We start from the raw sequence: 23,119 nt of genomic DNA on the forward strand, positions 1-23,119 counted from the left end.
ATAAAAAAATGGAGTTTTTATATGACCGAATTGGCGGCAGCACCAACACACTTCAGATTGCTTAGTGCGTTAAGAGCAATAGGGCCATATTTGCGAGAGTCAGATTCTAGAGAAGGGCATTACCTATTTGATTGTTTGTCGGTTTGCGTGGATGACAAAAAATCACCTGAAGAGCGGGAATTTTGGGGTTGGTGGATGGAACTCGATGCGGCTCCGGCAGCAGAGAGTCAAAACAGTTATATCGCGATGTTTCGGTTTGGTATTTATAACCAACAAGGTGATTGGGTTGCTAAAACGCTCCCTAAAGCTGCCCAAGTTGAGACCGCGAGAACGCAAACAGAATTTATTGCTAAGTTAGATAAAGTGCTGCAAGAGCGCTTTGAATTAAAGATGGAAATAGCGAAAGAATCAGAAGAAATTGCCTGATTTTCTAAGTAATAGTTATTATTTGTATCAAAAGGCGCTTTTTAGCGCCTTTTCTGCTTGTGTAATCACCGCTTGATTGATAAAACATCACTTCTAATGCCGTTCTCAAAATGTAATCAGTATGACAAGCAAAGCACAAAATCAGAAAACGACGCAAGCCAAGACAATTATCGTCAAACTTGGTACCAGTGTACTAACCGGAGGCACACTCCAACTAGATAAAGCTCATATGGTTGAGCTTGTTAGACAGTGTGCGGAATTGAAGAAACTAGGGCACTCTGTTGTTATGGTTTCTTCTGGTGCGATTGCCGCTGGTCGAGAACATTTAGCTTACCCCGCATTACCGAATTCAATGGCTAGCAAACAACTGCTGGCTGCGGTTGGACAGAGTCAGTTAATCCAAGTCTGGGAATCGTTATTTGCCATCTATAATATTAAGATTGGTCAAATGCTGTTAACCCGAGCGGATCTGGAAGACAGAGAGCGCTTTCTTAATGCCAGAGACACCATTAATGCTTTAGTCGATAACGATATCATTCCTATTGTGAATGAAAACGATGCAGTGGCTACCTCCGAAATCAAGGTGGGTGACAATGACAATTTATCCGCTTTAGTCGGGATTCTGTGTAGTGCAGATAAACTGTTGCTGTTGACTGACCAACCGGGACTGTTTACCGCAGATCCAAGAAGTAACCCTAATGCTGAGCTTATTCGTGAAGTGAGCACCATCGATGAAACATTACGCAAAATAGCAGGTGGCAGTGGCTCGTCATTGGGTACGGGAGGCATGGCGACCAAACTTCAAGCGGCAGATATTGCTCGTCGAGCAGGTATTGAGGTTATTATTGCAGCAGGTAGTGCTGAAAATGTGATTTATCAGTCGCTGGGCGAACAACCTCAAGGGACTCGATTTTTGCCATTACCAGAGGCGCTGGAAAATAGAAAACGCTGGATACTGGCAGGGCCAATCGCCTCCGGTGATATTACCATTGATGATGGCGCGATAAAGGCGGTTGTCGAAAGAGGCAGTAGCTTGCTAGCTAAAGGGGTAACAAAAATTACCGGTCATTTTGCTCGTGGTGAGGTGGCAAGAGTGCGAAATAGTAATGGCGAGCTGATTGCTAAAGGTTTGTCTAGTTACTCTAGTTCAGATTTAGTTAAAATTGCTGGAAAGCACAGTAAAGATATTGGTTCAACACTAGGTTATGACTATGGTTCAGAAGTGATTCATAGAGACGATCTGGTGGTGATTCATGAATAAGGAAAGTAACGTGGAACTCATTCAAATGGGAAAAGCAGGCAAAGATGCCGCTTTTCATCTGGCCACCGCGCCAACAGCACAAAAGAATCGCGCATTAGCGATTATTGCCGATGAACTTGAAGCTAACGCTGAAGATATTCTTGCTGCTAATAAAATTGATATTGATAAAGGCCGCGAAGCGGGGTTATCTGATGCTCTGCTAGATAGGTTGTTGCTCAACCCTGAAAGGATTCACGGTATAGCCAACGATGTTCGGAATGTTATTGGTTTGAATGATCCTGTGGGTAGTGAGTTAGATAGCAAAGTGCTCGATAATGGCATGTCTCTCTCTCGCCGCCGCGTTCCGCTTGGTGTTGTCGGCGTTATCTATGAAGCGCGTCCCAATGTGACGATTGATATCGCGGCTTTGTGCCTTAAAACCGGTAATGCCAGTATTTTACGTGGAGGAAAAGAGACCTTTTTCTCCAACATGGCGTTGGTGAAGGTGATACAGTTTGCGTTGCAAAAGGCTGAACTACCTGCCGCATCGGTACAATATATCGAGAAGCCAGATCGTGAGTTGGTCTCTCAACTGCTTAAGCTCGATGATTACGTGGATATGATCATTCCTCGCGGTGGTGCTGGTTTGCACAAAATGTGTAAAGAGAACAGCACAATCCCCGTCATTATTGGTGGCTTTGGTATTAGCCATATCTTTGTTGATAGCAGCGCGGATTTAGAAAAGTCACTGAAAGTTGTCGAGAACTCAAAAGTTCAGCGTCCTTCAGCGTGTAACTCCTTGGATACTTTGCTCATTGATAAAACGGTAGCAGAGTCATTTTTGCCAATGCTGGCCAGTCAGTTGAATGAGAAAGTGACGTTTGTTGCTGAGGCGAGAGCGAAGACTATCTTAAGTCACTGTGAGTTTAATAATACCGAATTGCTACGTGATGCTGGTGACGGTGACTTTGATACTGAGTGGTTAAGTTTCACTCTTGGCGTCAAAGTGGTCGACGGAATAGAAGATGCGATTGAACATATGCGAGTGCATAACGCGAGTCATTCTGATGCGATCATGACAAATAATCTTGAAAACGCAGAGCGCTTTATTAACTCCGTAGGTTCTGCCGCGGTGTATGTTAATGCTTCTACTCGTTTTACCGATGGTGCGCAATTTGGTTTAGGTGCGGAAGTCGCAGTATCAACACAAAAGCTGCATGCCAGAGGGCCAATGGGACTGGAAGAACTGACCAGTTACAAGTGGGTCGGCAAAGCGAATTACTTGGCAAGACCTTAAAAAACGATAAAATATTGGGCTCTATCACAAGAGCCCTTTTGGTTTCTCTCGCCAGTGTTTTTTTATTCCGTTACACTGTGTCGACAATTCGATAATAATCACCCCTAGCTCTTTCTCAGAGTGGGGAACAATAGTGCCATGGAGGTAATATGCATTGCCCGTTCTGTTCAGAGAATGATACTAAAGTCATTGATTCACGATTAGTTGCAGATGGTCATCAAGTTCGCCGTCGTCGTCAATGTTTAGCTTGTAATGAACGATTTACCACGTTTGAAACCGCAGAACTTGTTATGCCTAAGGTGATAAAATCTAATGGTAATCGAGAACCATTTAATGAAGATAAAATGGTTGGTGGCGTTCAGCGAGCATTAGAGAAACGTCCGGTCAGCGCAGATTCTATAGAGTTGTCGATTAGTAATATTAAATCCAAATTAAGAGCAACCGGTGAGCGAGAAGTTCCAAGTGCTATGGTCGGTAATTTGGTTATGGAGCAACTGAGAATTTTGGATAAAGTTGCCTATATTCGTTTCGCTTCGGTTTATCGTAGCTTTGAAGATATTAAAGAGTTTGGCGAAGAGATAGCCAAGCTGGAAGATTAAACCATGAGTGAACGCTTCACCTGCTTCGATTATGACATGATGTCTCGTGCCATTTATTTAGCGAAGAAAGGGCGTTTTACTACTGCCCCTAATCCAAATGTTGGTTGTGTGATCGCTAAAGATGGCGCTGTTATCGGTGAAGGTTATCACTATCAAGCAGGACAACCTCATGCTGAAGTGTTTGCACTGCGTCAAGCAGCGCAACACGCTGAAGGGGCAATCGCTTATGTCACGTTAGAGCCTTGTTCGCATTACGGCCGAACTCCCCCCTGTGCTGAAGCGTTAATAAACGCCAAAGTTGCTAAAGTTATTTGTGCAATGGAAGATCCTAATCCACAAGTGGCGGGCAGAGGAGTCGCCATGCTTCGCAAAGCGGGAATAGAGGTCGAAGTCGGCTTGCTTTCATCAGATTCTGCAGCATTAAACCCTGCCTTTATTAAACGCATGACTCACGGAACGCCGTTTGTTCAATTGAAATTGGCAGCCAGTTTAGACGGGCGCACTGCGCTGAGTAATGGTGTTAGCCAATGGATAACCTCTCCAGAGGCAAGACAAGACGTTCAGCAGTTTCGTGCCCAAGCAGACGCTATTCTCTCAAGCAGTAAAACGGTTATTGATGATAATGCCTCGCTCAATGTTCGCTGGAGTGATCTGCCGTGTTCGATTCAACATCACTATCCTCAAAAGGATGTGCGACAACCTATCCGTATCATATTAGACAGCAAAAATAAGTTAACAGAATCTCTGAAGCTGTTTGATGGAGATGGAACTATAGTTACCGTAGCCAATACTGAAGTCGCAGACCTTCAGGTTGATTTGGATAACAGTGGGCAGTTAGATCTGTCGCAAGTATTGCAACAGGCGTGTCTCAAATACAACACTAATCATATTTGGGTGGAGGCCGGAGCATCACTGGCTGCAAGCTTTATTGAACAGGGATTAGTGGATGAGTTGATTATCTATTTAGCACCTAAATTAATGGGCGCAGATGGAAGAGGGTTGGTGAATATCCTTGGCTTAGAAAGTATGCATCAAGCGATAGATCTAACAATTAAAGATATGCGAATGGTTGGAACCGATATCCGATTAATTGCACAGATAAAGAATAAGTAAGAGTTATATGTTTACTGGAATTATTGAAACAGTGGGTAAGTTAGCTGCCATCACACCCAAAGGGGATGATATCTCCATAACGGTGAATAGCGGAAAACTGGATATGTCAGATGTTAAATTAGGCGACAGTATTGCGACTAATGGTGTTTGCTTAACGGTTGTCGCTATGACAGAAAATAGCTATACCGCCGATCTTTCATTAGAAACATTAAAAATGACGGGATTTACCGACTATCAAGTGGGTGACAAGGTGAATTTAGAAAAAGCCATGTTACCTACGACTCGATTTGGCGGTCATATTGTTTCTGGGCATGTAGATGGTGTCGGCATCATTGTTGAACGTAATCAAGTGGGTCGCTCTATAGAATTTTGGGTAGAGCTACCTGAAGAGCTAACTAAGTATGTCGCCCATAAAGGTTCAATCACAGTCGATGGCATAAGTCTGACGGTGAATGATTTAAGAAAACAGGCTTTTAAGCTAACTATAGTGCCACATACCTCTGATGAAACGACCATCAATAATTTTCAGGTCGGAACAAAAGTGAATTTAGAAGTAGATGTTCTTGCTCGATATATGGAACGTCTGCTTCAAGGTAACAGCAGTACAGAAAAAAAAGAGTCAGCACTGACCATGGAATTTCTGCAACAAAACGGGTTTGCATAATAGAGAAAATCAGCGGTGAACCTCTTATGGGGGAAGTACCCAGTAACGATTTTCGAAAATATATAGGACAAAGAACAATGCCAATTAGTACGCCACAAGAAATTATCGAAGATATCCGTTTAGGAAAAATGGTTATCCTCATGGATGATGAAGATCGCGAGAATGAAGGCGATATCATTATGGCCGCGGAGCATATTACTCCAGAAGCGATTAACTTTATGGCGACGCACGGGCGTGGCCTTATCTGTTTAACTTTGACTAAAGAGCGCTGTATTAATCTTGGTTTGGCGCCAATGGTCCAAGATAACAATGCTCAATACACCACCAATTTCACCGTATCCATTGAAGCTGCCGAAGGTGTTACAACCGGTATTTCTGCTGCGGATCGTGCTGTCACTGTTCAAGCCGCGGTCGCTAAGAATGCAAAAGCCGCTGACCTTGTTCAACCGGGTCATATTTTCCCTCTTGCGGCTCAAGAAGGCGGGGTTTTAACTCGCGCAGGGCATACTGAGGCAGGGTGTGATTTGGCTCGTCTTGCTGGGCTAGAGCCTGCATCGGTTATTGTGGAAATTTTAAATGATGATGGCACCATGGCGCGTCGTCCTGACTTGGAAATTTTTGCTGAAAAGCACGACATTAAATTGGGAACAATCGCTTCTCTGATTGAGTACCGAAACAATACCGAAACCACTATTGAGAGAGTCGCTGAGTGTAAACTGCCAACTGAGTTTGGTGATTTTGACTTGGTGACCTACCGCGACACCATAGACAACGAAATACACTATGCTCTTCGCAAAGGAGAAGTGGTGGCAGAGAAACCTTGTCTGGTGCGTGTTCACTTACATGATGTCTTTACTGATCTTCTTCGTTCAAATCGTAACGCTGAGCGCAGTTGGACACTCGATACTGCCATGAAGCGTATTGGGGATGAAGGTGGTGTGTTGGTGATTCTTGGTCACGAAGAGCCGACCGATCTTCTGGTTCACCGAGTGAAGATGTTTGAGCAACAAGATAAAGGTGATGCACCAACAATGGCGAAGAAACAAGGTACTTCACGCCGTGTTGGAATCGGTTCTCAAATTCTGTCAGACATGGGAGTGAGCAAAATGAAACTGCTCTCTTCTAATGATAAGCGTTACCATGCTTTAGGTGGATTTGGGCTGGAAGTGGTTGAGTACGTAACCGAGTAATAAAAGAACGTGCCGGATTGGTGTGAGCCTCTAGTTTTTGTAGATATTGCTCACAAATTTGTGCTAGAATCCGGCGATTCTCACTTTATGGATTAGTTGAAGGAAGGCTTATGAAAGTGATCGAGGGTGGATTCCCGGCTCCAAATGCAAAAATTGCTATCGTTATTTCTCGTTTCAATAGCTTTATTAATGAAAGTTTACTTTCTGGTGCTATCGATACTTTAAAGCGTCATGGACAAGTAAACGAAGACAACATTACTGTTGTTCGTTGCCCCGGTGCAGTAGAGCTACCTCTTACAGCTCAACGTGTTGCCAAAACAGGTAAGTTTGATGCAATTGTATCTTTGGGCTCTGTGATTCGTGGTGGTACACCACACTTCGACTATGTATGTAGTGAATGTAATAAAGGTTTAGCGCAGGTTTCTCTGGAATATAGTCTTCCAGTAGCTTTCGGCGTACTTACCGTTGATACTATTGATCAAGCCATTGAACGCGCAGGAACCAAGGCTGGTAATAAAGGTGCAGAGGCTGCACTAAGCGCACTTGAGATGATCAACGTTCTTTCTGAAATCGATTCCTAATGGGGGCCAGTGTGAAACCAGCCGCACGTCGTAATGCACGTCAATTTGCTTTGCAAGCAATATATTCTTGGCAAGTAACCAAAGAAAATGTTGCCACACTTGAAGAACAGTTCTTATCTGGTGATAAGTATAGTGAAGAGGAACATCAAGCTGATGAACCTGCACTACTTGCTCCAGAAACAGACGTCACTTACTTTCGTGATTTGTTGACTGGTGTTGTACTTAGTCACACTGAACTCGATAGCAAACTTCGCCCATACCTTTCTCGCCCTATGCAAGATTTGGATATGATGGAGTTAGCGTTATTGCGATTAGCAATGTATGAAATGACTCGTCGTGACGATGTACCATATAAAGTGGTTATCAACGAAGCGATAGAGCTGGCAAAAGTGTTTGCCGCAGAAGATAGTCATAAGTTCGTTAATGGGGTGCTGGATAAAGCCGCACCACATGTTCGCAAGAAATAAGTAATAAAACGAAATAAGGCCAGCACTTGCTGGCCTTATTTTTTGCTAACCTATTTAACCTCAACACGGGATGATTTAAGTCTCTCAGCACAGCCCTTTTAGCGTCTAACAGCGCTAAAATTGCCATATTGAGTCTTATTGACCTATAACTTAATGAAAATACAAGATATATTGACTTTCTTATCCCGAGTTAAAGTTATTTAGATCTCATTTCTATTCCACATTACACGTTAAGAAATTATGTCTGGTGAATTTAGTTTAATAGAAAAGTATTTTACTCATCGTCAAAGTCAGCGGAAAGATGTTCTGCTTGCTGCGGGAGATGACTGTGCCATTGTTACTGCGCCTGAAAATGCACGAATTGCGATTACTACGGATACTTTGGTAGCAGGTACTCACTTTTTGTTTGATGCTGACCCTGCTTGGATTGCACATAAAGCTTTAGCATCGAACTTAAGCGATCTTGCTGCAATGGGAGCTACGCCTGCTTGGGCATCGATGGCCCTTACACTTCCACAACAAGATGATGTCTGGTTACAGAAGTTTAGTGATGCATTTTTTGAGCTGGCAGACTATTTTAGCATCCAGCTTATTGGAGGGGACACCACCAAAGGGCCATTAGCGATAACCTTAACCGTTCAAGGATTTGTACCCGAAAACCAAGCTCTGCGTCGCGATGGTGCTCAATTGGGTGACTGGATATATGTGACTGGCGATCTTGGTAGCAGTAAGGCCGGTTTACAGGTTATTTTAGATGAAACTAAGCGTAGCCGTCCATTTGCTGAACAGCTGGAGCAAGCCCATTATCTTTCCACTCCGAGAATTTTAGCCGGACAATCTCTGTTGAACATTGCTTCGTCTTGCGTTGATATTTCTGATGGCTTATTGGCGGATCTCGGCCATATTTTACATCGCTCTCAGTTAGGGGCATATATTGATGTGGACAACCTGCCTCTGTCTAAATATTTGATTGAATATTGTGGCGACCATGAAGCCGCTCAAAAAATGGCGCTCACCAGTGGTGAAGAGTATGAACTCTGTTTTACGGTGCCAGAGCAATTCCGTGGTAGCATTGACAGCTCTCTTTCTCATATTGGCACTACGGTTACTTGTATCGGTCAGATACGCCCACAAGGGGTATTTGAGCTATCAAAACAGGGCAAACGTCTTAATTGGGAACTTAATGGATATGATCATTTTGAGGTTAACTAGATGAACCCTTTAGATAAACTCTCTTTATCAAATATCTGGCATTTGTTGGCGACAGGATTTGGTAGTGGCCTTTCTCCTGTGGTGCCCGGTACCATGGGGACGTTAGCCTCAATTCCTCTTTATCTTTTACTGGTACAAGCTTCGTTACCTGTTTATTTACTGGTGATTGTTATCACGGGTATTGTTGGGGTGAAAATTTGCCAAGTGGCGTCAGATGATATGGGCGTTCATGATCATGGTTCAATTGTTTGGGATGAGTTTGTCGGTTTTTGGATAACCATGAGTATTGTTCCAATGCTTAAAATCCCTGCGACAGAGTGGAAGTGGTTGATTGCCGGATTCATACTGTTTCGCTTTTTTGATATGGTCAAACCGTGGCCAATCGGTTGGCTGGATAAGCGCATTCACGGCGGATTAGGGATCATGATAGATGACGTTGTTGCCGGAATAATGGCGGCAATAGCACTTTATCTAGTGGGTCGTTATGCAGGGTGGTTAGTCTAACTCGTTAATGAGTTAGCGGCGAAACGTTTATTTTTAAAAAAACCACACAATAAACAGGTTATTGTGTGGTTTTTATCTCTGTTCTCCCAGCATTAATTTATGCTAGCGTGAGATTATTTTACCAAGTAGTCGCGTATCGACTGTTCAATCCCTTCCGCATCTAAACCGAGTTCGTGTAGCATCTCTTGCTGTGAACCCTGAGCGATAAACTGATCCGGCAAACCGAGGTTTAATACTGGCTTAATAAGTTTTTCTTTCATTAAGAACTCAACCACGCCAGCACCAGCACCGCCAGCGATAGCGTTTTCTTCTACTGTAATAAGCACATCGTAATGCTTCGCTAATTCAGTGATCAGCGCGGTATCTAGCGGCTTAACAAAACGCATATCTGCAACGGTGGCATCTATTGCTTCCGCGGCGATAAGCGTCTGCTCTAGCATGGTACCAAAGCTCAAAATAGCCACACTGGTTTTATCTGTGTCTGGCTTAGCAGTACGGATCACTCTTCCTTTACCTATCTCAAGTGCGGTCATTTGCTGCTCAATTTTGCTCCCTATACTGGTTCCTCTAGGGTAACGAACAGCACTCGGTCCGGTATGTTTATGACCGGTGTATAACATTTGCCGACATTCATTTTCGTCACTTGGCGCCATTATCACCATGTTGGGAATACAGCGCATAAAGCTTAAGTCAAATGCACCTTGGTGAGTTTGACCATCTGCACCCACAATACCAGCACGATCGATCGCGAACATAACCGGTAGATCCATAATGGCGACATCATGAATTAGCTGGTCATACCCTCGTTGTAAAAAGGTGGAGTAAATAGCGACGATGGGGTTGTTACCTGCAATCGCCATGCCTGTCGCGAGTGTTACAGCATGTTGTTCTGCAATAGCAGTGTCGAAGTATTGTTCTGGAAATTCTTTTGAGAAGCGCACCATGCCTGAACCTTCACGCATGGCAGGAGTAATGGCCATAAGTTTGGGATCTTGAGCGGCCATATCACACAGGAAATCACCAAATATTTTAGAGAAAGAAGGTTTGCTTCCGTTACTTTTTGGCAAACTGCTCTCTTTAGGGTCAAATCGTGGTACGCCGTGATAACCAATAGGATCTTTTTCCGCAGGCTCATAGCCTTTGCCTTTCTTGGTCATAATATGCAAAAACTGAGGTCCTTTAAGGCCACGCATATTTTTTAGAGTTTTCACCAACTCATTGACATCGTGCCCATCAATAGGACCAATATAGTTAAAGCCTAACTCTTCAAACATGGTTCCCGGAACAACCATGCCTTTTAGATGTTCTTCAGTACGACGAACCAGTTCTTTAATAGGTGGTACACCAGAGAGTACTTTTTTACCCCCCTCACGAATGGAGGTGTAGAGAGTGCCAGATAATACTTGCGCTAGGTGGTTATTGAGAGCGCCAACATTCTCGGAAATGGACATCTCATTATCGTTGAGTATCACCAACATATCAGAATGGACATCTCCAGCGTGATTCATCGCTTCAAATGCCATCCCGGCTGTAATCGCACCGTCACCAATCACACTAACCACTTTTCTGCCGAGATCTTCTTTTCCTGCGCTGATGGCTAAACCTAAAGCGGCGCTAATGGATGTTGAAGAGTGGCCTACAGAAAGTACGTCGTATTCGCTCTCTTCTCGCCATGGAAATGGGTGAAGCCCATCTTTTTGTCGTATGGTTGGAAGTTGATCTCGACGACCCGTTAGAATTTTATGGGGATAGGCTTGGTGGCCAACATCCCAAATAAGTTTATCAAACGGGGTATTATAAACGTAATGTAGTGCTACGGTTAGTTCGACAGTACCTAACCCTGAGGCTAAGTGGCCACTTGACTGGCTTACTGAATTGAGCAAGTAGGTACGCAGTTCATCGCATAATTTAGGCAGTGTCTCTTTAGGTAATGAGCGAAGCTCATCCGGAGTATCTGCTAGTGCTAGTGTAGGATATTTTGAAATATCAAGAGTCATAGTATTCAGCGCTTATGGTGGTTAGTTTTTGCGCTCGACGACGTATCGGGCGAACTCTTCAAGTAATGAGGTATTGTATGGGATTGACTCTAAAGCATGAAGTGCTTCCTGCAATAGAGAGTGTGCTTTTTGTTGAGCACCTTCTAGCCCCAATAGTGATGGATAGGTGGACTTATTTAAGTCTTGATCTGAGCCTTGTGGTTTTCCAAGGGTTTCAGTATCGCTAATAATATCTAAGATATCGTCTTGAACCTGAAACGCGAGCCCTAATGCCTCTGCGTAGCGATCCAGTTGAGGAAGTATCGCTTCTCCTGCGTCACCCGCTGCGAGGGCGCCCATTCTGATTGCACACTTAATGAGTGCGCCGGTTTTATTTTTATGAATGGTTTTTAGTTGGTCTAACTCTACAGTGCGGTTTTCTGCTTCAAGATCTAAAGCTTGTCCAAGACACATGCCGCTGGCACCAGAAGCCTTGGCTAAAAGCTGAATCATTTTTATACGTTTTGCTTCACCTTGCTGCGACAGCTTGCCTTCAGAAAGAATAGTAAAGGCTAAGGTTTGTAACGCGTCACCCGTTAATATCGCAGTGGCTTCATCAAACTCAATGTGGCAGGTTGCTTTACCACGACGAAGTTCGTCATCATCCATTGCTGGAAGATCATCATGTATCAGAGAGTAAGCGTGCACGCATTCGATGGCTGAGGCCGGTGTATCTAGAGCGGTTAACTCACAGCCTAGCATTTCTCCGGTAATATAGACCAGATAAGGGCGAGCTCTTTTTCCTCCAAGCAACAGACCATAGCGCATTGCTTGAATTAATGATTGTTGTTGATGGTCAAATTGAGACAACCAAAATTCCAGTTCGGCACTGTTTCTGTTTTGATATTGGGAGTATCTAGCGTTCATGATTACTCTTCTATTGATTGAGTATGCTGAAACGCGTCAAGATTGGCATCGTCGCTCTTTTCTAACAAAATAGAGACACGCTGTTCTGCCTGAGTTAATTTTGCTTGCCCTTCACGTGCCAGAGCAATGCCACGTTCAAAGTTTTTTAGCGCATCATCGAGGGCAAGATCACCAGATTCCATCTGCTCAACAATCGTGTCCAGTTCGTTTAATGTTGCTTCAAACGTCATATTTTCAGGTTTTTTGCTTGCCATGATTTTTCTACTTCTAATGAGGTGTTAGAACGTTACCTTAGTGCACGATTAGGGTCAAACGAGAAAGGTTAACAGTCTTGTAAATTATAATCTTGTATAGTTAGTCAATTATATACCCATTTAGCCTCAGTACGCATGTATAGATTGCCAGTATCGATAATCTATTTCCTTATATATGCAGGAATGTGCTCTGAGAGGGCATAGAAGGGAAAGAGTTACTTGGAAATTCCTCTATCTGGGCTTATCCTGTAAACGAAAGAATAATTGGCAAAATATGATATTTTTCAAACAAATCATTAAATAATCATAGAGTATTGCCGATAGCATGACTATTCCCTCACTAACTGCATTCAACTAACTAGCATAAGAGGTGCTTAGTGGATTTAGCAACATTAATAGGTTTAATCGGCGGTTTTGCCTTTGTCGTAATGGCAATGATTTTAGGTGGCAGCCTTGGTATGTTCTTCGATACTACGTCAGTTTTGATCGTAGTAGGCGGCTCGAGTTGTGTTGTCTTGATGAAATTTACCTTAGCGCAGTTCTTTAGTGCTTTTAAAATTGCGGGTAAAGCATTTCTGTTTAAAACCGATGATCCAGAAGATCTTATTGCGAAGATCGTAGAGATGGCTGACGCTGCTCGTAAAGGTGGATTTTTGGCTCTTGAAGAGATGGAAATCAGCAGCAGTTTTATGCAGAAAGGGATCGACCTGCTTGTAGATGGGCATGATGCTGAAGTCGTTAGAGCGGCGATGCAGAAAGATATATCATTAACTGATGAACGTCATACCCAAGGAAGTGGTGTATTTAGAGCTTATGGTGATGTAGCACCAGCGATGGGTATGATTGGTACATTGGTTGGTTTGGTTGCCATGTTATCAAACATGGATGATCCAAAATCCATCGGTCCTGCAATGGCGGTTGCTCTATTAACCACACTTTATGGTGCCATGCTGGCAAACATGCTGTTTTTCCCTATTGCGGACAAATTGTCACTGCGTCGCGAACAAGAAAAGCTAAATCGCCGTTTGATTATGGATGGTGTATTGGCTATTCAGGATGGACAGAACCCTCGTGTTATCGATAGCTATCTGAAGAACTATCTCAATGAGAAGAAACGTGTTCTTGATGTCGATAATGAGTAAGGAAAAGATGTAATGGAAGAAGAAGATTGCAAATGTCCGCCCCCCGGCGCGCCATTGTGGATGGCTACCTTCTCTGATCTGATGTCACTGTTGATGTGCTTTTTTGTACTCTTACTTTCTTTTTCTGAAATGGATGTACTGAAGTTTAAGCAGATCGCGGGTTCGATGAAATTTGCTTTTGGTGTGCAAAATCGCCTTGAAGTGAAAGATATTCCTAAAGGAACGAGTGTGATTGCACAGGAGTTTCGACCAGGGCGACCTGAACCTACGCCTATTGATGTCATTATGCAGCAAACGATTGATATCACTCAGCCCACTCTTGATTTTCATGAAGGGGAGTCAGATAAAGCGGGTGGTAAGAACAGAGATGCAGGACAACAAACGGGCGGTCAATCTCCTGAAGTTTCAACAAAAATGAATCAGAACACCCAGTCAGAATCTGAGCAACAGCAAGACCAAGACCAAGAGTCACAAGGTGAAGCTCAAGCTGATTCTATGGCAACGGAATCCGATGCGTTAGAAGAGACGATTAAGAAAGCACTGGAGCGAGAGATAGATCAAGGCGCATTAGAAGTCGAAAACTTAGGGCAAGAGATCATTATCCGCATTCGTGAAAAAGGTGCATTCCCTGCAGGTTCTGCTTTCTTACAGCCTAAGTTCCGACCTTTGGTCAGACAAATCGCGGATTTAGTGAAAGACGTACCTGGTGTCATACGAGTATCGGGTCATACCGATAATCAACCTCTCGACTCTGAACTTTATCGTTCAAACTGGGATTTATCGTCACAACGAGCGGTATCCGTCGCCCAAGAGATGGAAAAAGTGGCAGGGTTTGATCATCAGCGATTACGCGTAAGGGGAATGGCAGACACAGAGCCGTTAAATCGTAACTTAACGCCGACTCAACGTTCACAGAACCGAAGAGTAGAGATTGGTATACTGCAAGGTAAACCACAATATAGCGATGAAGTTAGCGTACAGCAGCCTGAAACAAATTAACCTTAGCTGGAGATAAGTTAAATTATCGCTAGTTTGTTTAATAGGGGGAAGATACCTTGGTGTCTTCCCCCTTTTTCTGTATAATTTTGCGCCTCAGTTTTATAGCGAATCCACTTATGAAATTTATTGTTAAACCTCATCCGGAAATTTTTGTTAAAAGCGAATCTGTCCGTAAGCGATTTACTCGCATCCTAGAATGTAATATTCGTAATATTATTCAAAAGCGAGCCGAATCGGTTGCCGTTTTTAATCGACGTGATCATATTGAAGTCACCGCTAATAGTGATGAGTTTTATCAGCAAGTTCTGACGGTGCTAACTCATACTCCCGGGATTCATCATGTGCTAGAAGTTCAGCAGTCTGAATTTAAAGACATGCATGATATTTATGAGCAAGTACTTCAGCTGAGCGCCAAAAAAATTGAAGGAAAAACCTTTGTTGTACGTGTTAAGCGTCGCGGCAAGCATGAGTTTACCTCTATTGAACTGGAACGCTACGTTGGTGGTGGTTTAAACCAAGCAGTAGAAAGTGCCAAAGTAAGACTGAACAAACCTGAGGTGACGGTCAATATTGAGGTCGCCAATGAGAAGCTCAATCAGGTATTGGCTCGCCACAAAGGCTTAGGTGGTTTTCCATTGGGTACTCAGGAAGATGTGCTTAGCCTTATTTCTGGTGGTTTTGATTCTGGTGTTTCCAGTTACCTACACATTAAGCGTGGGTCTAAAACGCATTACTGCTTCTTTAACTTGGGTGGTCCTGCGCACGAAATTGGCGTGAAGCAGGTGTCTCATTTCTTATGGAATAAGTACGGCTCATCGGCCAAGGTGAAGTTTATTGCGGTAGATTTTGAACCTGTAGTGGCAGAAATCTTAGAAAAAGTTGACGATGGCCAGATGGGCGTTGTGCTTAAGCGTATGTTTATGCGCGCAGGTGGCATGATTGCTGAGAAGTTTGGCATTGAAGCATTAGTTACGGGTGAAGCATTAGGCCAAGTATCCAGCCAGACTTTGACTAACTTACGCCATATTGATGGAGTAACCGACAGCTTAATTCTGCGCCCACTGATTAACTGGGATAAAGAAGACATCATTGATCTCGCTCGCAAGATTGGTACCGAAGATTTCGCAAAAGTAATGCCTGAGTATTGCGGTGTTATTTCGAAGAAGCCGACAGTTAAAGCGATAAAGTCTAAGCTGGAAGCGGAAGAAGAGAAGTTCGATTTTTCTATTCTTGATGACGTGGTGTACAACGCTCGGGTAATGGATATCCGTGATATAGAAAAAGAGACCCAACAGCAAGTCCCTGACGTGGAGTTAGTGACCGCGGTTGAAGAGCACGCCATTGTTCTAGATATTCGTAGCCCTGATGAAGAAGACGATAACCCGTTGCAGTTGGATGGTGTTGAAGTAAAACACCTACCATTTTATAAGCTAGCGACAAAGTTTGGCGATCTGGACCAATCTAAATCGTATCTGCTTTATTGTGATCGTGGCGTGATGAGTCGCTTGCAAGCACTCTATCTTCAAGATCAAGGATTTAACAATGTGAAAGTGTATCGTCCTTAATTAAAAAGCAAAATTGTGATATTGAACGGCTAACTTCGGTTGGCCGTTTTTTTATGGCTAGAAATTGAGACAAAAAAAAGCACCGCCATAAGGCAGTGCAAAATAAATTTTTTGACAGACAGGTCAAATTTATACAGGAAGTATGTATCAGGCCACAAGGGTTTGAAGCAAGACACAGTGGTAGAATTCTACCTCAACTCGAAGTCGAGTTTTGCAAACACAACATCGCAACATCAAACCAATTGATTCAAAGAATCAAGCCGTTCAGGAATGAGCTGCGAAGCGAAATATAGAATTTCTCTGGCTGTCAGGCAATGGACATTTTATAATGTTTCAGATAAAAAAAACTAATGTGTTAACCAGAGGTTATAAATGTCCAGAAGATTGCCCCCGCTAAACTCGTTGAAAGTCTTTGAGGCAGCGGCTCGACACTTAAGTTTTACTCGTGCTGCAGAGGAGTTATTTGTGACTCAGGCAGCGGTTAGTCATCAAATAAAAGCATTAGAAGAATTTTTGAGTATAAAGCTGTTTCGGCGCCGCAATCGCTCTCTGTTATTAACCGAAGAGGGGCAGAGTTACTTTTTGGATATCAAGGATATTTTTAGTGCCATTGCCGAAGCGACGGATAAGGTGCTTGAAAGGCATGAGAAGGGGGCGTTAACGATTAGTTTATCACCCAGCTTTGCTATTCAATGGTTAGTTCCGCGGTTGGCAGACTTTAATCAACAAGAGCCTGACATTGATGTGCGAATTAAAGCGGTTGATCTTGATGAAGGGTCGCTGACAGACGATGTGGATGTTGCCATCTATTATGGTCGTGGACATTGGCCGGGGCTTAAGGCTGACAAGCTCTATCAGGAGTACTTAGTTCCTTTATGTTCTCCTAAGTTATTGGTGGCTAAAAAACCACTGATGAGTTTAGCGGATTTAAAAGACCATACCTTGCTGCACGATACCTCAAGAAAAGAGTGGAAGCAGTTTGTTAAGCAGAATCAGATAGAGGGGGTTAATGTTAATCATGGCCCGATATTTAGCCACTCTACAATGGTGCTACAAGCCGCAGTACACGGACAAGGTGTGGCACTAGGAAATAACGTACTCGCCCAGCCAGAGCTCGATGCAGGCCGTCTGGTGTCGCCATTTGATGAAGTTCTGGTGAGTAAGAATGCGTTTTACGTTGTGTGTCATGATAAGCAAGCGGAATCTGGTCGGATCGCGACATTTAGGGATTGGATGTTGGCAAAAGCGGCCAGTGAGCAAGAGGTGTTGATTGATGAGTAATCGTTGGGCTTATTTACTTGTATTTGCCGGCCTATCCGGAATGATGGTGGTTGGGCTAGGGGCATTTGCTGCACATGGACTGAAATCGGTGTTGTCAGACTATCTATTAGAGGTGTTTAAGACCGGAGTTCAGTATCAAGCATGGCATACCTTTGCGGTTATCGCCTGTGCGGTGCTGATTCGAGGAGTAAATTGCCCGAAAGTGCAAAAAGGGCTTTTCAGCGCGTCAATTTGCTTTATCATCGGCATCTTTTGTTTTAGTGGCAGTCTTTATGGGCTAGCACTAACTGGTGCTAAATGGTTTGGTCCAATCACTCCGTTTGGTGGATTAATGTTTATTATTGGTTGGGGAGTGTTTACCTTCTCTGCCCTAAAGCTTACTAAGGATACCCAATGAAACAGGTAATGCTGTATTGTCGCTCTGGATTTGAAAAAGAGTGTGCTGGAGAAATTCAAGATAAAGCGACTCAGCTAGAAGTGTTTGGGTTTCCGCGCGTAAAAAATAACACCGGTTATGTGCTGTTTGAATGTTATCAACAGGGTGATGCTGATCGACTAATTAAGAACATCGATTTTCAATCACTTATTTTTGCCCGTCAAATGTTTGCCATTGCAGCAGAATTTAGTGAGTTGCCAAAAGATGACCGTATTTCACCAATATTGGTTGAGCTGGCAGACAGTGACGCGTTTCCTGTTTGTGGTGACTTGCGAGTTGAAACACCGGACACCAATGAAGCAAAAGAGCTGTTGAAGTTTTGTCGTAAATTTACGGTTCCATTGCGTCAGGCAATGAGAGGTAAAGGGTTACTGTATAAGAAAGATAACGCTAAGAAGCCTGTACTGCATGTCTGTTTCGTCGCTCCCGGTCATTGTTATGTTGGTTACTCTTATACCAGTAATAACTCTCAATTTTTTATGGGCATACCGCGATTGAAATTTCCTTCTGACGCGCCTAGCCGTTCGACTCTAAAGCTAGAAGAAGCATTTCATGTGTTTATTCCAAAAGAAGAGTGGGAGACACGATTAGCGTCAGGAATGTGGGGCGTTGATCTGGGGGCGTGTCCCGGAGGCTGGACTTATCAGTTGGTGAAGCGTTCCATGTTTGTTCATGCGATTGATAATGGCATGATGGCAGATAGTTTAATGGATACTGGGCAAGTGAAGCACCATATGGTGGATGGTTTCAAATTTGAACCAGCCCGAAAAAACGTAACTTGGTTGGTGTGCGATATGATAGAAAAGCCATCAAGAGTGGCGAAACTTATTGGTGAATGGATTTATCGTGGTTGGGCAAAAGAGACCATTTTTAACCTGAAATTGCCGATGAAAGGTCGCTATGATGAAGTGTTGGAAGATATTGAAACACTAAAGCAGTTTCTGACTGATAATGATGTGAAATATAAGCTTCAAGCGAAGCACCTATATCATGATCGAGAAGAGATCACGGTTCATATCCAGTGTTTATCTAATATCTCTCCAAGATAATTAGTCCGCTAAGTGAGCAGAAGCATGGTTAACTCTATGTTTCTGCTGATACTGTCTCTCTACCTACATTCCTGTTGTCATTACCTAGTTAGTCCTAAGTTTACCTAATCAATTTAGATCGGTATCAAGCGAAGTCAGATAGACTCGAAAGATGGCAGTTGTCTTGGGTAAAGTTAACTCGGTTGATAACGAAGATCTTGTAGGTTAAAACCAAGTTCTATATCCGTTTTTAATGTCGCAATGGTTTTGCATGTTCTGGCTAAGGCGATATGTTCATCTAATTTTTTTCGGTATTTTTCTACTAACTCTTGTGACTGGTAGGCGGATTCAATGTCATCAAATTGAGTGAGTATCTCCTTTGCTGCCTTGGGGCCAACTCCGGGAATACCTGAAACCTGACTAGAGCTGATGCCAGTAAGCCCCCAGTAGTCGGTGAGCTGTTGTGGCTTGATACCAAATTCATTTGCGACAAAATCGGCATCCAACCAGCGGTGTTGGAAGTAGTCACGTATTTGCAATGTTGGTGCAAGGAGTTGGCAGTAACCTTTGTCGGTAGAGATAATGGTCACTGTCTCACCGTGCGTGGCGACCTTTACCGCAAGCGTTGCAATCAAGTCGTCAGCTTCATCTCCTTCCGATAACAGAGAATCAATACCGAGTTTCCACCAAGCATCCTGTATAGACTCTAAGCCCTCTTTAAGTGGTTCAGGCATGGGTTTACGATTCTGTTTATAACTGGGCAGAACATCAGCACGCCAACCGCGATCTTGCTGATGGTGATCAAATACGGCGATAATATGGGTTGGTTGTGATTCGCTGGTGATACGGTTTATTGTACGCTTTGTGGTTTCTATTGTTCTTGCGATATCGGTGGGATCGGGTTGAGCAGAGTGGACTCGACGGATAAGGTTTAGCGCATCAATGATCACAAGATGAATAGACATAGTATTCCAATAAATAACAGGGGCTTAAATCAGCCCCTATTATAACCCTATTTACCGGTTCACCCAACCAACTATAAATTGGCACTATTAACCTTAACGGCTTGGCTATAGTGTCATTATTACTTTGCTGCGATTTTATAACATGGTGTATAAGTTGAACCGGGCAGTTTCATTCTTTGTTGTTTAACAAAGTCACTCAACAGCTTGTCCATTTTATCCATTAACTCAGGATCACCATCGATAACAAATGGCCCGTGTTTTTCTATCTCTCTTATCCCTTCAGCTTTCACATTACCAGCAACAATACCCGAAAACGCCTTTCTAAGATTAGATGCTAACGCCTCTTTGGGTTGATTCATGTGCAAATCTAAATTGGCCATGCTGTCATGAGTCGGGTCGAATGGTACTTGGAACTCATGAGGTACAGTGAGTGACCAGTTATAGCTGTAGGCATCTTCGGTTAGCTTCCGATGCTCACGCACATCTGGAATGGCTTCTTTGATTATTTGTGCTGCTTTAGCAGGGTTATCAATGACAATTTGATAGTGTGCCTGTGCTTCTGGACCAAGAGTGTCGCCAACAAAAGCATCAATGGAACGAAAATAGGCTTCGCTCTCTTTTGGCCCCGTTAGAACAATAGGAATAGGCTGATCTTTATTGTCTGGGTGCATCATGATACCAAGAATATAGAGCAGCTCTTCTGCGGTTCCAGGACCGCCAGGGAAGATGACTATGCCATGCGTCATACGAACAAAAGCTTCTAGACGCTTCTCTATGTCAGGCATAATGATGAGTTCATTAACAATAGGGTTAGGTGGCTCTGCTGCGATAATTGATGGCTCTGTTAACCCGATATAGCGTTGGGCATCAAAACGTTGTTTTGCATGGCCAATGGCTGCCCCTTTCATTGGTCCTTCCATGGCGCCAGGGCCACAACCGGTACAAATATTGAGATCTCGTAAGCCTAATTCATGGCCAACTTCTCGAGTGTATTGATATTCAACAGGATTGATGGAGTGGCCACCCCAGCAAACTACCAAGTTCGGTTCTATTCCAGGATGGAGAGCTCCCGCATTACGCAAAATAGCAAAGACTAAATTGGTAATATGGATCGGGTCATGTTGGTTCTCTTGATGCATCTGAGCTACATGCATATTTACGTAGACAATATCTCTAAGAACGGAAAAGAGGTGCTCTTGAATGCCTTTTATGATGGTTCCATCCACAAAGGCTTCTTCTGGCGGGTTGGTTAGCTCGAGCTTAATGCCTCGTTCTCGGCTAACGACGTCCACATCAAAGTCTTTATGTTTATCCAACAGTTCTTGTGAGTTGTCTGTGTGGCTACCGGAATTGAGCACCGCAAGCGTGCAGTTTCGGTATAGCTGATAAAGGTCGCTAGTGGCTTCTTTTTTTAATCGTTGTACTTCGAGCTGAGAGAGTAAATCCATACTACCAGCAGGACTAATATGTGTAATCATCATCTCCTCCTTGTTATATATTAATTTAACCACAGAAAATTAAGGGTTAAATAATATTTTGTTATATAACTACCTTATATGTAATTCAGTGATAACTACAAGAAAAAAAAGGAAAAATAGTAAAAATTAGTATTGTGGCGGAAGTAAGGAGGGCTATTTGATAGCGATTTGGTTGTTGCCTCTACGCTTGGCTTCGTTAAGTGCAAGGTTTAGACGGTCGAGGACTTCTTCAGGAGTGTCAGAGTCCTTTAATTGTGATAATGCGATTGATGCTGTTACCGTAATGTTTTGATCTTTAAACTTAAACGGCAGCTTGCTGATCTGTAGCTGTAGATTTTGCAGCAAGTTTTGACACTCTTTATCGGCAAGGTTTGGCAGCAGCAGGATAAACTCTTCGCCAGAGAAGCGCGCCAGTATATCTTCTTCTCTGATCTGTTTAGAAATAGTACGTGCGATAATTTTTAATGCTTTATCTCCCGCAGCATAACCAAAACTATCATTGAGAGCTTTAAAGTTATCAATATCCAGCAGCAAAATACGAAGGTTGTGCTGATTGCGAATCCAGCGGTGGTATTCGAGCTCTAGTCTTTCTAAGAAAGCGGCTCTGTTAAAGACTTTTGTCAGTGGGTCAATCAACATTCTATGTGATTGTTCTTCAAGCCTTCTGCGGTGATCTTGTGTGACTTGATGTAATCCGACTAGCTGATTATTGTTGTGAGAAACACGCTCTAATATGGCCATCTCTCGTTGTTCATTGTGTTTTAACCTTTCGGTGAGCATGTTGATCTGCTCTAGCAAAGGTTTAATGGCGGATTTTGCGGTATCGAGATCTTCTGCGTTTTCCAGCGCCGTTTCTGTCTCTTGCGTAATATCAACAAGCTCACTGGTCATTTGCTGACGATGTTTTGCGTAAGACTCACTCTGTTCTAGATTTTTTACCGAGCTTTTAATGCTCTTATCTAATGAGCTGTTAACTTGACTGAGAAACTGCTCTGATGTTTTTCTTTCATAGTGAGTGCCTTGAATAACTAACTTTAATATTTGCAGAGTCAGTTCAAGTAAAGCGTCACTGTCGACACCAACCAAGAGTTTAATGCGGATATCACTTAATAGATCTCCAGACTCTCCATCAAAATCCAGTTCACTGATTAAATGTTGCAGCTCTTCAGATAACTTAGCCAGCAACTCTTTATTCAGCGCAGGGTCATTTTGCAATGTGTGAGAAGTGTTGGAAGTAATGATCTTAATGGCGCGCTCATAGATAGCTAAAAGGCGCGTTGCTTGATCGAGTTGGTTGTGATTCTTTATTGATGGAAAGCTTAATAAGTTTCTCAAGTCACGTTTTAGTTGAGCAGGGAGCCCCGGAATTCGCTGCAGTGTTTCACCGCTATGTTTTACCCTTTCATCTAAATGAACTTTTTTCTTTTCCATCGCATAAGAGTTTTGTTTTAACATCCGTTCAAGAATGGCTAAGCGAGGAATCAGCTTAGAGACATCTTGTCGTTTTTCAAATTCACTTTTTAATGATAGAACAGCTTTATCAAGATCGTCATTATATCCTAGGCAGGCTTCGCTAAGATTAGCAACTACCCGCTTTAGAACCTTTGATTCTCTTGTATGCTTGAACGAAGCGTCTCTATGTTTTAGTTTTGCTCGTTCAAGTTGTAATTTTAACTGGTCTATTTGTGCAAAGATTTCTTCGCGACCAGTGAGTTTTTTCTCACTCATATATAAAAAAAGGCAAAACTATCCTAATTAAATCGAACTAAAAGATA

At 43.1% G+C, this 23,119-nt stretch carries 23 protein-coding genes; 17 read left to right on the forward strand and 6 right to left on the reverse strand.

The window, feature by feature from the left end; genetic code table 11:
* The first annotated feature begins 21 nt into the window (after positions 1-21).
* From crl to pgpA, 11 genes are all read left to right on the forward strand, one after another.
* Positions 22-426 carry a sigma factor-binding protein Crl gene (gene crl, locus F0227_RS10160; RefSeq protein ID WP_171753088.1) on the forward strand — a complete coding sequence of 135 codons (405 nt, stop codon included), beginning with the start codon at positions 22-24 and terminating at the stop codon, positions 424-426.
* Positions 427-547: 121 nt separating this feature from the next.
* Positions 548-1,687, forward strand: a complete 1,140-nt coding sequence (gene proB / locus F0227_RS10165) for a glutamate 5-kinase (protein WP_171753089.1) — start codon at positions 548-550, stop codon at positions 1,685-1,687.
* A gap of 10 nt (positions 1,688-1,697) precedes the next feature.
* On the forward strand, positions 1,698-2,963 hold the full coding sequence (locus tag F0227_RS10170; protein WP_171753090.1) for a glutamate-5-semialdehyde dehydrogenase: 1,266 nt from the start codon (positions 1,698-1,700) through the stop codon (positions 2,961-2,963).
* A 149-nt stretch (positions 2,964-3,112) separates the two neighbouring features.
* Positions 3,113-3,562: a transcriptional regulator NrdR gene (gene nrdR, locus F0227_RS10175; protein ID WP_171753091.1), complete on the forward strand. Its 450-nt coding sequence runs from the start codon at positions 3,113-3,115 to the stop codon at positions 3,560-3,562.
* 3 nt (positions 3,563-3,565) lie between these two features.
* Positions 3,566-4,675, forward strand: a complete 1,110-nt coding sequence (gene ribD, locus F0227_RS10180; protein WP_171753092.1) for a bifunctional diaminohydroxyphosphoribosylaminopyrimidine deaminase/5-amino-6-(5-phosphoribosylamino)uracil reductase RibD — start codon at positions 3,566-3,568, stop codon at positions 4,673-4,675.
* A gap of 7 nt (positions 4,676-4,682) precedes the next feature.
* Entirely contained in the window at positions 4,683-5,339 is a 657-nt protein-coding gene (locus F0227_RS10185) for a riboflavin synthase (RefSeq protein WP_171753093.1), read from the forward strand.
* A 77-nt stretch (positions 5,340-5,416) separates the two neighbouring features.
* Positions 5,417-6,529 carry a bifunctional 3,4-dihydroxy-2-butanone-4-phosphate synthase/GTP cyclohydrolase II gene (ribBA, locus tag F0227_RS10190; RefSeq protein ID WP_171753094.1) on the forward strand — a complete coding sequence of 371 codons (1,113 nt, stop codon included), beginning with the start codon at positions 5,417-5,419 and terminating at the stop codon, positions 6,527-6,529.
* Positions 6,530-6,639: 110 nt separating this feature from the next.
* Positions 6,640-7,110, forward strand: a complete 471-nt coding sequence (ribE, locus tag F0227_RS10195; RefSeq protein WP_171753095.1) for a 6,7-dimethyl-8-ribityllumazine synthase — start codon at positions 6,640-6,642, stop codon at positions 7,108-7,110.
* Entirely contained in the window at positions 7,110-7,577 is a 468-nt protein-coding gene (gene nusB / locus F0227_RS10200; protein WP_171753096.1) for a transcription antitermination factor NusB, read from the forward strand. Before ribE ends, nusB begins: the two co-directional genes overlap by 1 nt.
* A gap of 240 nt (positions 7,578-7,817) precedes the next feature.
* The gene (gene thiL, locus F0227_RS10205; protein WP_171753097.1) at positions 7,818-8,789 is read left to right on the forward strand and encodes a thiamine-phosphate kinase; all 972 of its coding nucleotides are present in this window, start codon (positions 7,818-7,820) and stop codon (positions 8,787-8,789) included.
* Complete coding sequence (gene pgpA, locus F0227_RS10210) at positions 8,790-9,293, forward strand: phosphatidylglycerophosphatase A (RefSeq protein ID WP_171753098.1); 504 nt, start codon at positions 8,790-8,792, stop codon at positions 9,291-9,293.
* Between the two features lie 113 nt (positions 9,294-9,406).
* Here pgpA and dxs read toward each other — a convergent pair whose 3' ends face one another.
* The 3 genes from dxs to xseB are packed head-to-tail and all read right to left on the reverse strand — an operon-like array spanning position 9,407 to position 12,450.
* Complete coding sequence (gene dxs, locus F0227_RS10215) at positions 9,407-11,290, reverse strand: 1-deoxy-D-xylulose-5-phosphate synthase (protein ID WP_171753099.1); 1,884 nt, start codon at positions 11,288-11,290, stop codon at positions 9,407-9,409.
* Positions 11,291-11,311: 21 nt separating this feature from the next.
* On the reverse strand, positions 11,312-12,196 hold the full coding sequence (gene ispA / locus F0227_RS10220) for a (2E,6E)-farnesyl diphosphate synthase (protein ID WP_171753100.1): 885 nt from the start codon (positions 12,194-12,196) through the stop codon (positions 11,312-11,314).
* Between the two features lie 2 nt (positions 12,197-12,198).
* The gene (gene xseB / locus F0227_RS10225; protein WP_171753101.1) at positions 12,199-12,450 is read right to left on the reverse strand and encodes an exodeoxyribonuclease VII small subunit; all 252 of its coding nucleotides are present in this window, start codon (positions 12,448-12,450) and stop codon (positions 12,199-12,201) included.
* Positions 12,451-12,827: 377 nt separating this feature from the next.
* On the opposite strand from xseB, the gene pomA reads away from it, so the two are divergent.
* The 6 genes from pomA (at position 12,828) to rlmM (ending at position 18,922) form a co-directional block, all read left to right on the forward strand.
* Positions 12,828-13,592 carry a flagellar motor protein PomA gene (pomA, locus tag F0227_RS10230; protein WP_171753102.1) on the forward strand — a complete coding sequence of 255 codons (765 nt, stop codon included), beginning with the start codon at positions 12,828-12,830 and terminating at the stop codon, positions 13,590-13,592.
* A 12-nt stretch (positions 13,593-13,604) separates the two neighbouring features.
* Positions 13,605-14,591 (forward strand): flagellar motor protein MotB, encoded by a 987-nt coding sequence (locus F0227_RS10235; protein ID WP_171753103.1) that lies wholly within the window; start codon positions 13,605-13,607, stop codon positions 14,589-14,591.
* A gap of 116 nt (positions 14,592-14,707) precedes the next feature.
* On the forward strand, positions 14,708-16,156 hold the full coding sequence (gene thiI / locus F0227_RS10240; protein ID WP_171753104.1) for a tRNA uracil 4-sulfurtransferase ThiI: 1,449 nt from the start codon (positions 14,708-14,710) through the stop codon (positions 16,154-16,156).
* A gap of 372 nt (positions 16,157-16,528) precedes the next feature.
* A complete protein-coding gene (locus F0227_RS10245; protein WP_171753105.1) occupies positions 16,529-17,437 on the forward strand; it encodes a transcriptional regulator GcvA in 909 nt (302 codons plus the stop codon).
* A complete protein-coding gene (locus F0227_RS10250) occupies positions 17,430-17,834 on the forward strand; it encodes a DUF423 domain-containing protein (RefSeq protein ID WP_171753106.1) in 405 nt (134 codons plus the stop codon). The genes F0227_RS10245 and F0227_RS10250 overlap by 8 nt, the downstream gene beginning before the upstream one ends.
* Complete coding sequence (rlmM, locus tag F0227_RS10255) at positions 17,831-18,922, forward strand: 23S rRNA (cytidine(2498)-2'-O)-methyltransferase RlmM (protein WP_171753107.1); 1,092 nt, start codon at positions 17,831-17,833, stop codon at positions 18,920-18,922. The genes F0227_RS10250 and rlmM overlap by 4 nt, the downstream gene beginning before the upstream one ends.
* A gap of 173 nt (positions 18,923-19,095) precedes the next feature.
* Here rlmM and xni read toward each other — a convergent pair whose 3' ends face one another.
* From xni to F0227_RS10270, 3 genes are all read right to left on the reverse strand, one after another.
* Entirely contained in the window at positions 19,096-19,866 is a 771-nt protein-coding gene (gene xni / locus F0227_RS10260; protein WP_171753108.1) for a flap endonuclease Xni, read from the reverse strand.
* A gap of 119 nt (positions 19,867-19,985) precedes the next feature.
* Entirely contained in the window at positions 19,986-21,344 is a 1,359-nt protein-coding gene (gene ppnN, locus F0227_RS10265; protein WP_171753109.1) for a nucleotide 5'-monophosphate nucleosidase PpnN, read from the reverse strand.
* Between the two features lie 153 nt (positions 21,345-21,497).
* Complete coding sequence (locus F0227_RS10270) at positions 21,498-23,072, reverse strand: GGDEF domain-containing protein (RefSeq protein WP_171753110.1); 1,575 nt, start codon at positions 23,070-23,072, stop codon at positions 21,498-21,500.
* Positions 23,073-23,119 lie beyond the last annotated feature (47 nt).

Source organism: Vibrio sp. 99-8-1, assembly GCF_013114595.1.
Taxonomy (GTDB): Bacteria; Pseudomonadota; Gammaproteobacteria; order Enterobacterales; family Vibrionaceae; genus Vibrio.

What these genes read in the sequence shown, in the direction of transcription:
- rlmM (WP_171753107.1), top strand. Translation starts at nt 17,831, where the DNA reads ATGAAACAGGTAATGCTGTATTGTCGCTCTGGATTTGAAAAAGAGTGT.
- ispA (WP_171753100.1), bottom strand. Translation starts at nt 12,196, where the DNA reads ATGAACGCTAGATACTCCCAATATCAAAACAGAAACAGTGCCGAACTG.
- F0227_RS10270 (WP_171753110.1), bottom strand. Translation starts at nt 23,072, where the DNA reads ATGAGTGAGAAAAAACTCACTGGTCGCGAAGAAATCTTTGCACAAATA.
- proB (WP_171753089.1), top strand. Translation starts at nt 548, where the DNA reads ATGACAAGCAAAGCACAAAATCAGAAAACGACGCAAGCCAAGACAATT.
- pgpA (WP_171753098.1), top strand. Translation starts at nt 8,790, where the DNA reads ATGAACCCTTTAGATAAACTCTCTTTATCAAATATCTGGCATTTGTTG.
- ribE (WP_171753095.1), top strand. Translation starts at nt 6,640, where the DNA reads ATGAAAGTGATCGAGGGTGGATTCCCGGCTCCAAATGCAAAAATTGCT.
- ribD (WP_171753092.1), top strand. Translation starts at nt 3,566, where the DNA reads ATGAGTGAACGCTTCACCTGCTTCGATTATGACATGATGTCTCGTGCC.
- xseB (WP_171753101.1), bottom strand. Translation starts at nt 12,450, where the DNA reads ATGGCAAGCAAAAAACCTGAAAATATGACGTTTGAAGCAACATTAAAC.
- F0227_RS10185 (WP_171753093.1), top strand. Translation starts at nt 4,683, where the DNA reads ATGTTTACTGGAATTATTGAAACAGTGGGTAAGTTAGCTGCCATCACA.
- nrdR (WP_171753091.1), top strand. Translation starts at nt 3,113, where the DNA reads ATGCATTGCCCGTTCTGTTCAGAGAATGATACTAAAGTCATTGATTCA.
- thiI (WP_171753104.1), top strand. Translation starts at nt 14,708, where the DNA reads ATGAAATTTATTGTTAAACCTCATCCGGAAATTTTTGTTAAAAGCGAA.
- dxs (WP_171753099.1), bottom strand. Translation starts at nt 11,290, where the DNA reads ATGACTCTTGATATTTCAAAATATCCTACACTAGCACTAGCAGATACT.
- xni (WP_171753108.1), bottom strand. Translation starts at nt 19,866, where the DNA reads ATGTCTATTCATCTTGTGATCATTGATGCGCTAAACCTTATCCGTCGA.
- crl (WP_171753088.1), top strand. Translation starts at nt 22, where the DNA reads ATGACCGAATTGGCGGCAGCACCAACACACTTCAGATTGCTTAGTGCG.
- F0227_RS10235 (WP_171753103.1), top strand. Translation starts at nt 13,605, where the DNA reads ATGGAAGAAGAAGATTGCAAATGTCCGCCCCCCGGCGCGCCATTGTGG.
- thiL (WP_171753097.1), top strand. Translation starts at nt 7,818, where the DNA reads ATGTCTGGTGAATTTAGTTTAATAGAAAAGTATTTTACTCATCGTCAA.
- F0227_RS10250 (WP_171753106.1), top strand. Translation starts at nt 17,430, where the DNA reads ATGAGTAATCGTTGGGCTTATTTACTTGTATTTGCCGGCCTATCCGGA.
- F0227_RS10245 (WP_171753105.1), top strand. Translation starts at nt 16,529, where the DNA reads ATGTCCAGAAGATTGCCCCCGCTAAACTCGTTGAAAGTCTTTGAGGCA.
- ppnN (WP_171753109.1), bottom strand. Translation starts at nt 21,344, where the DNA reads ATGATTACACATATTAGTCCTGCTGGTAGTATGGATTTACTCTCTCAG.
- nusB (WP_171753096.1), top strand. Translation starts at nt 7,110, where the DNA reads ATGGGGGCCAGTGTGAAACCAGCCGCACGTCGTAATGCACGTCAATTT.
- ribBA (WP_171753094.1), top strand. Translation starts at nt 5,417, where the DNA reads ATGCCAATTAGTACGCCACAAGAAATTATCGAAGATATCCGTTTAGGA.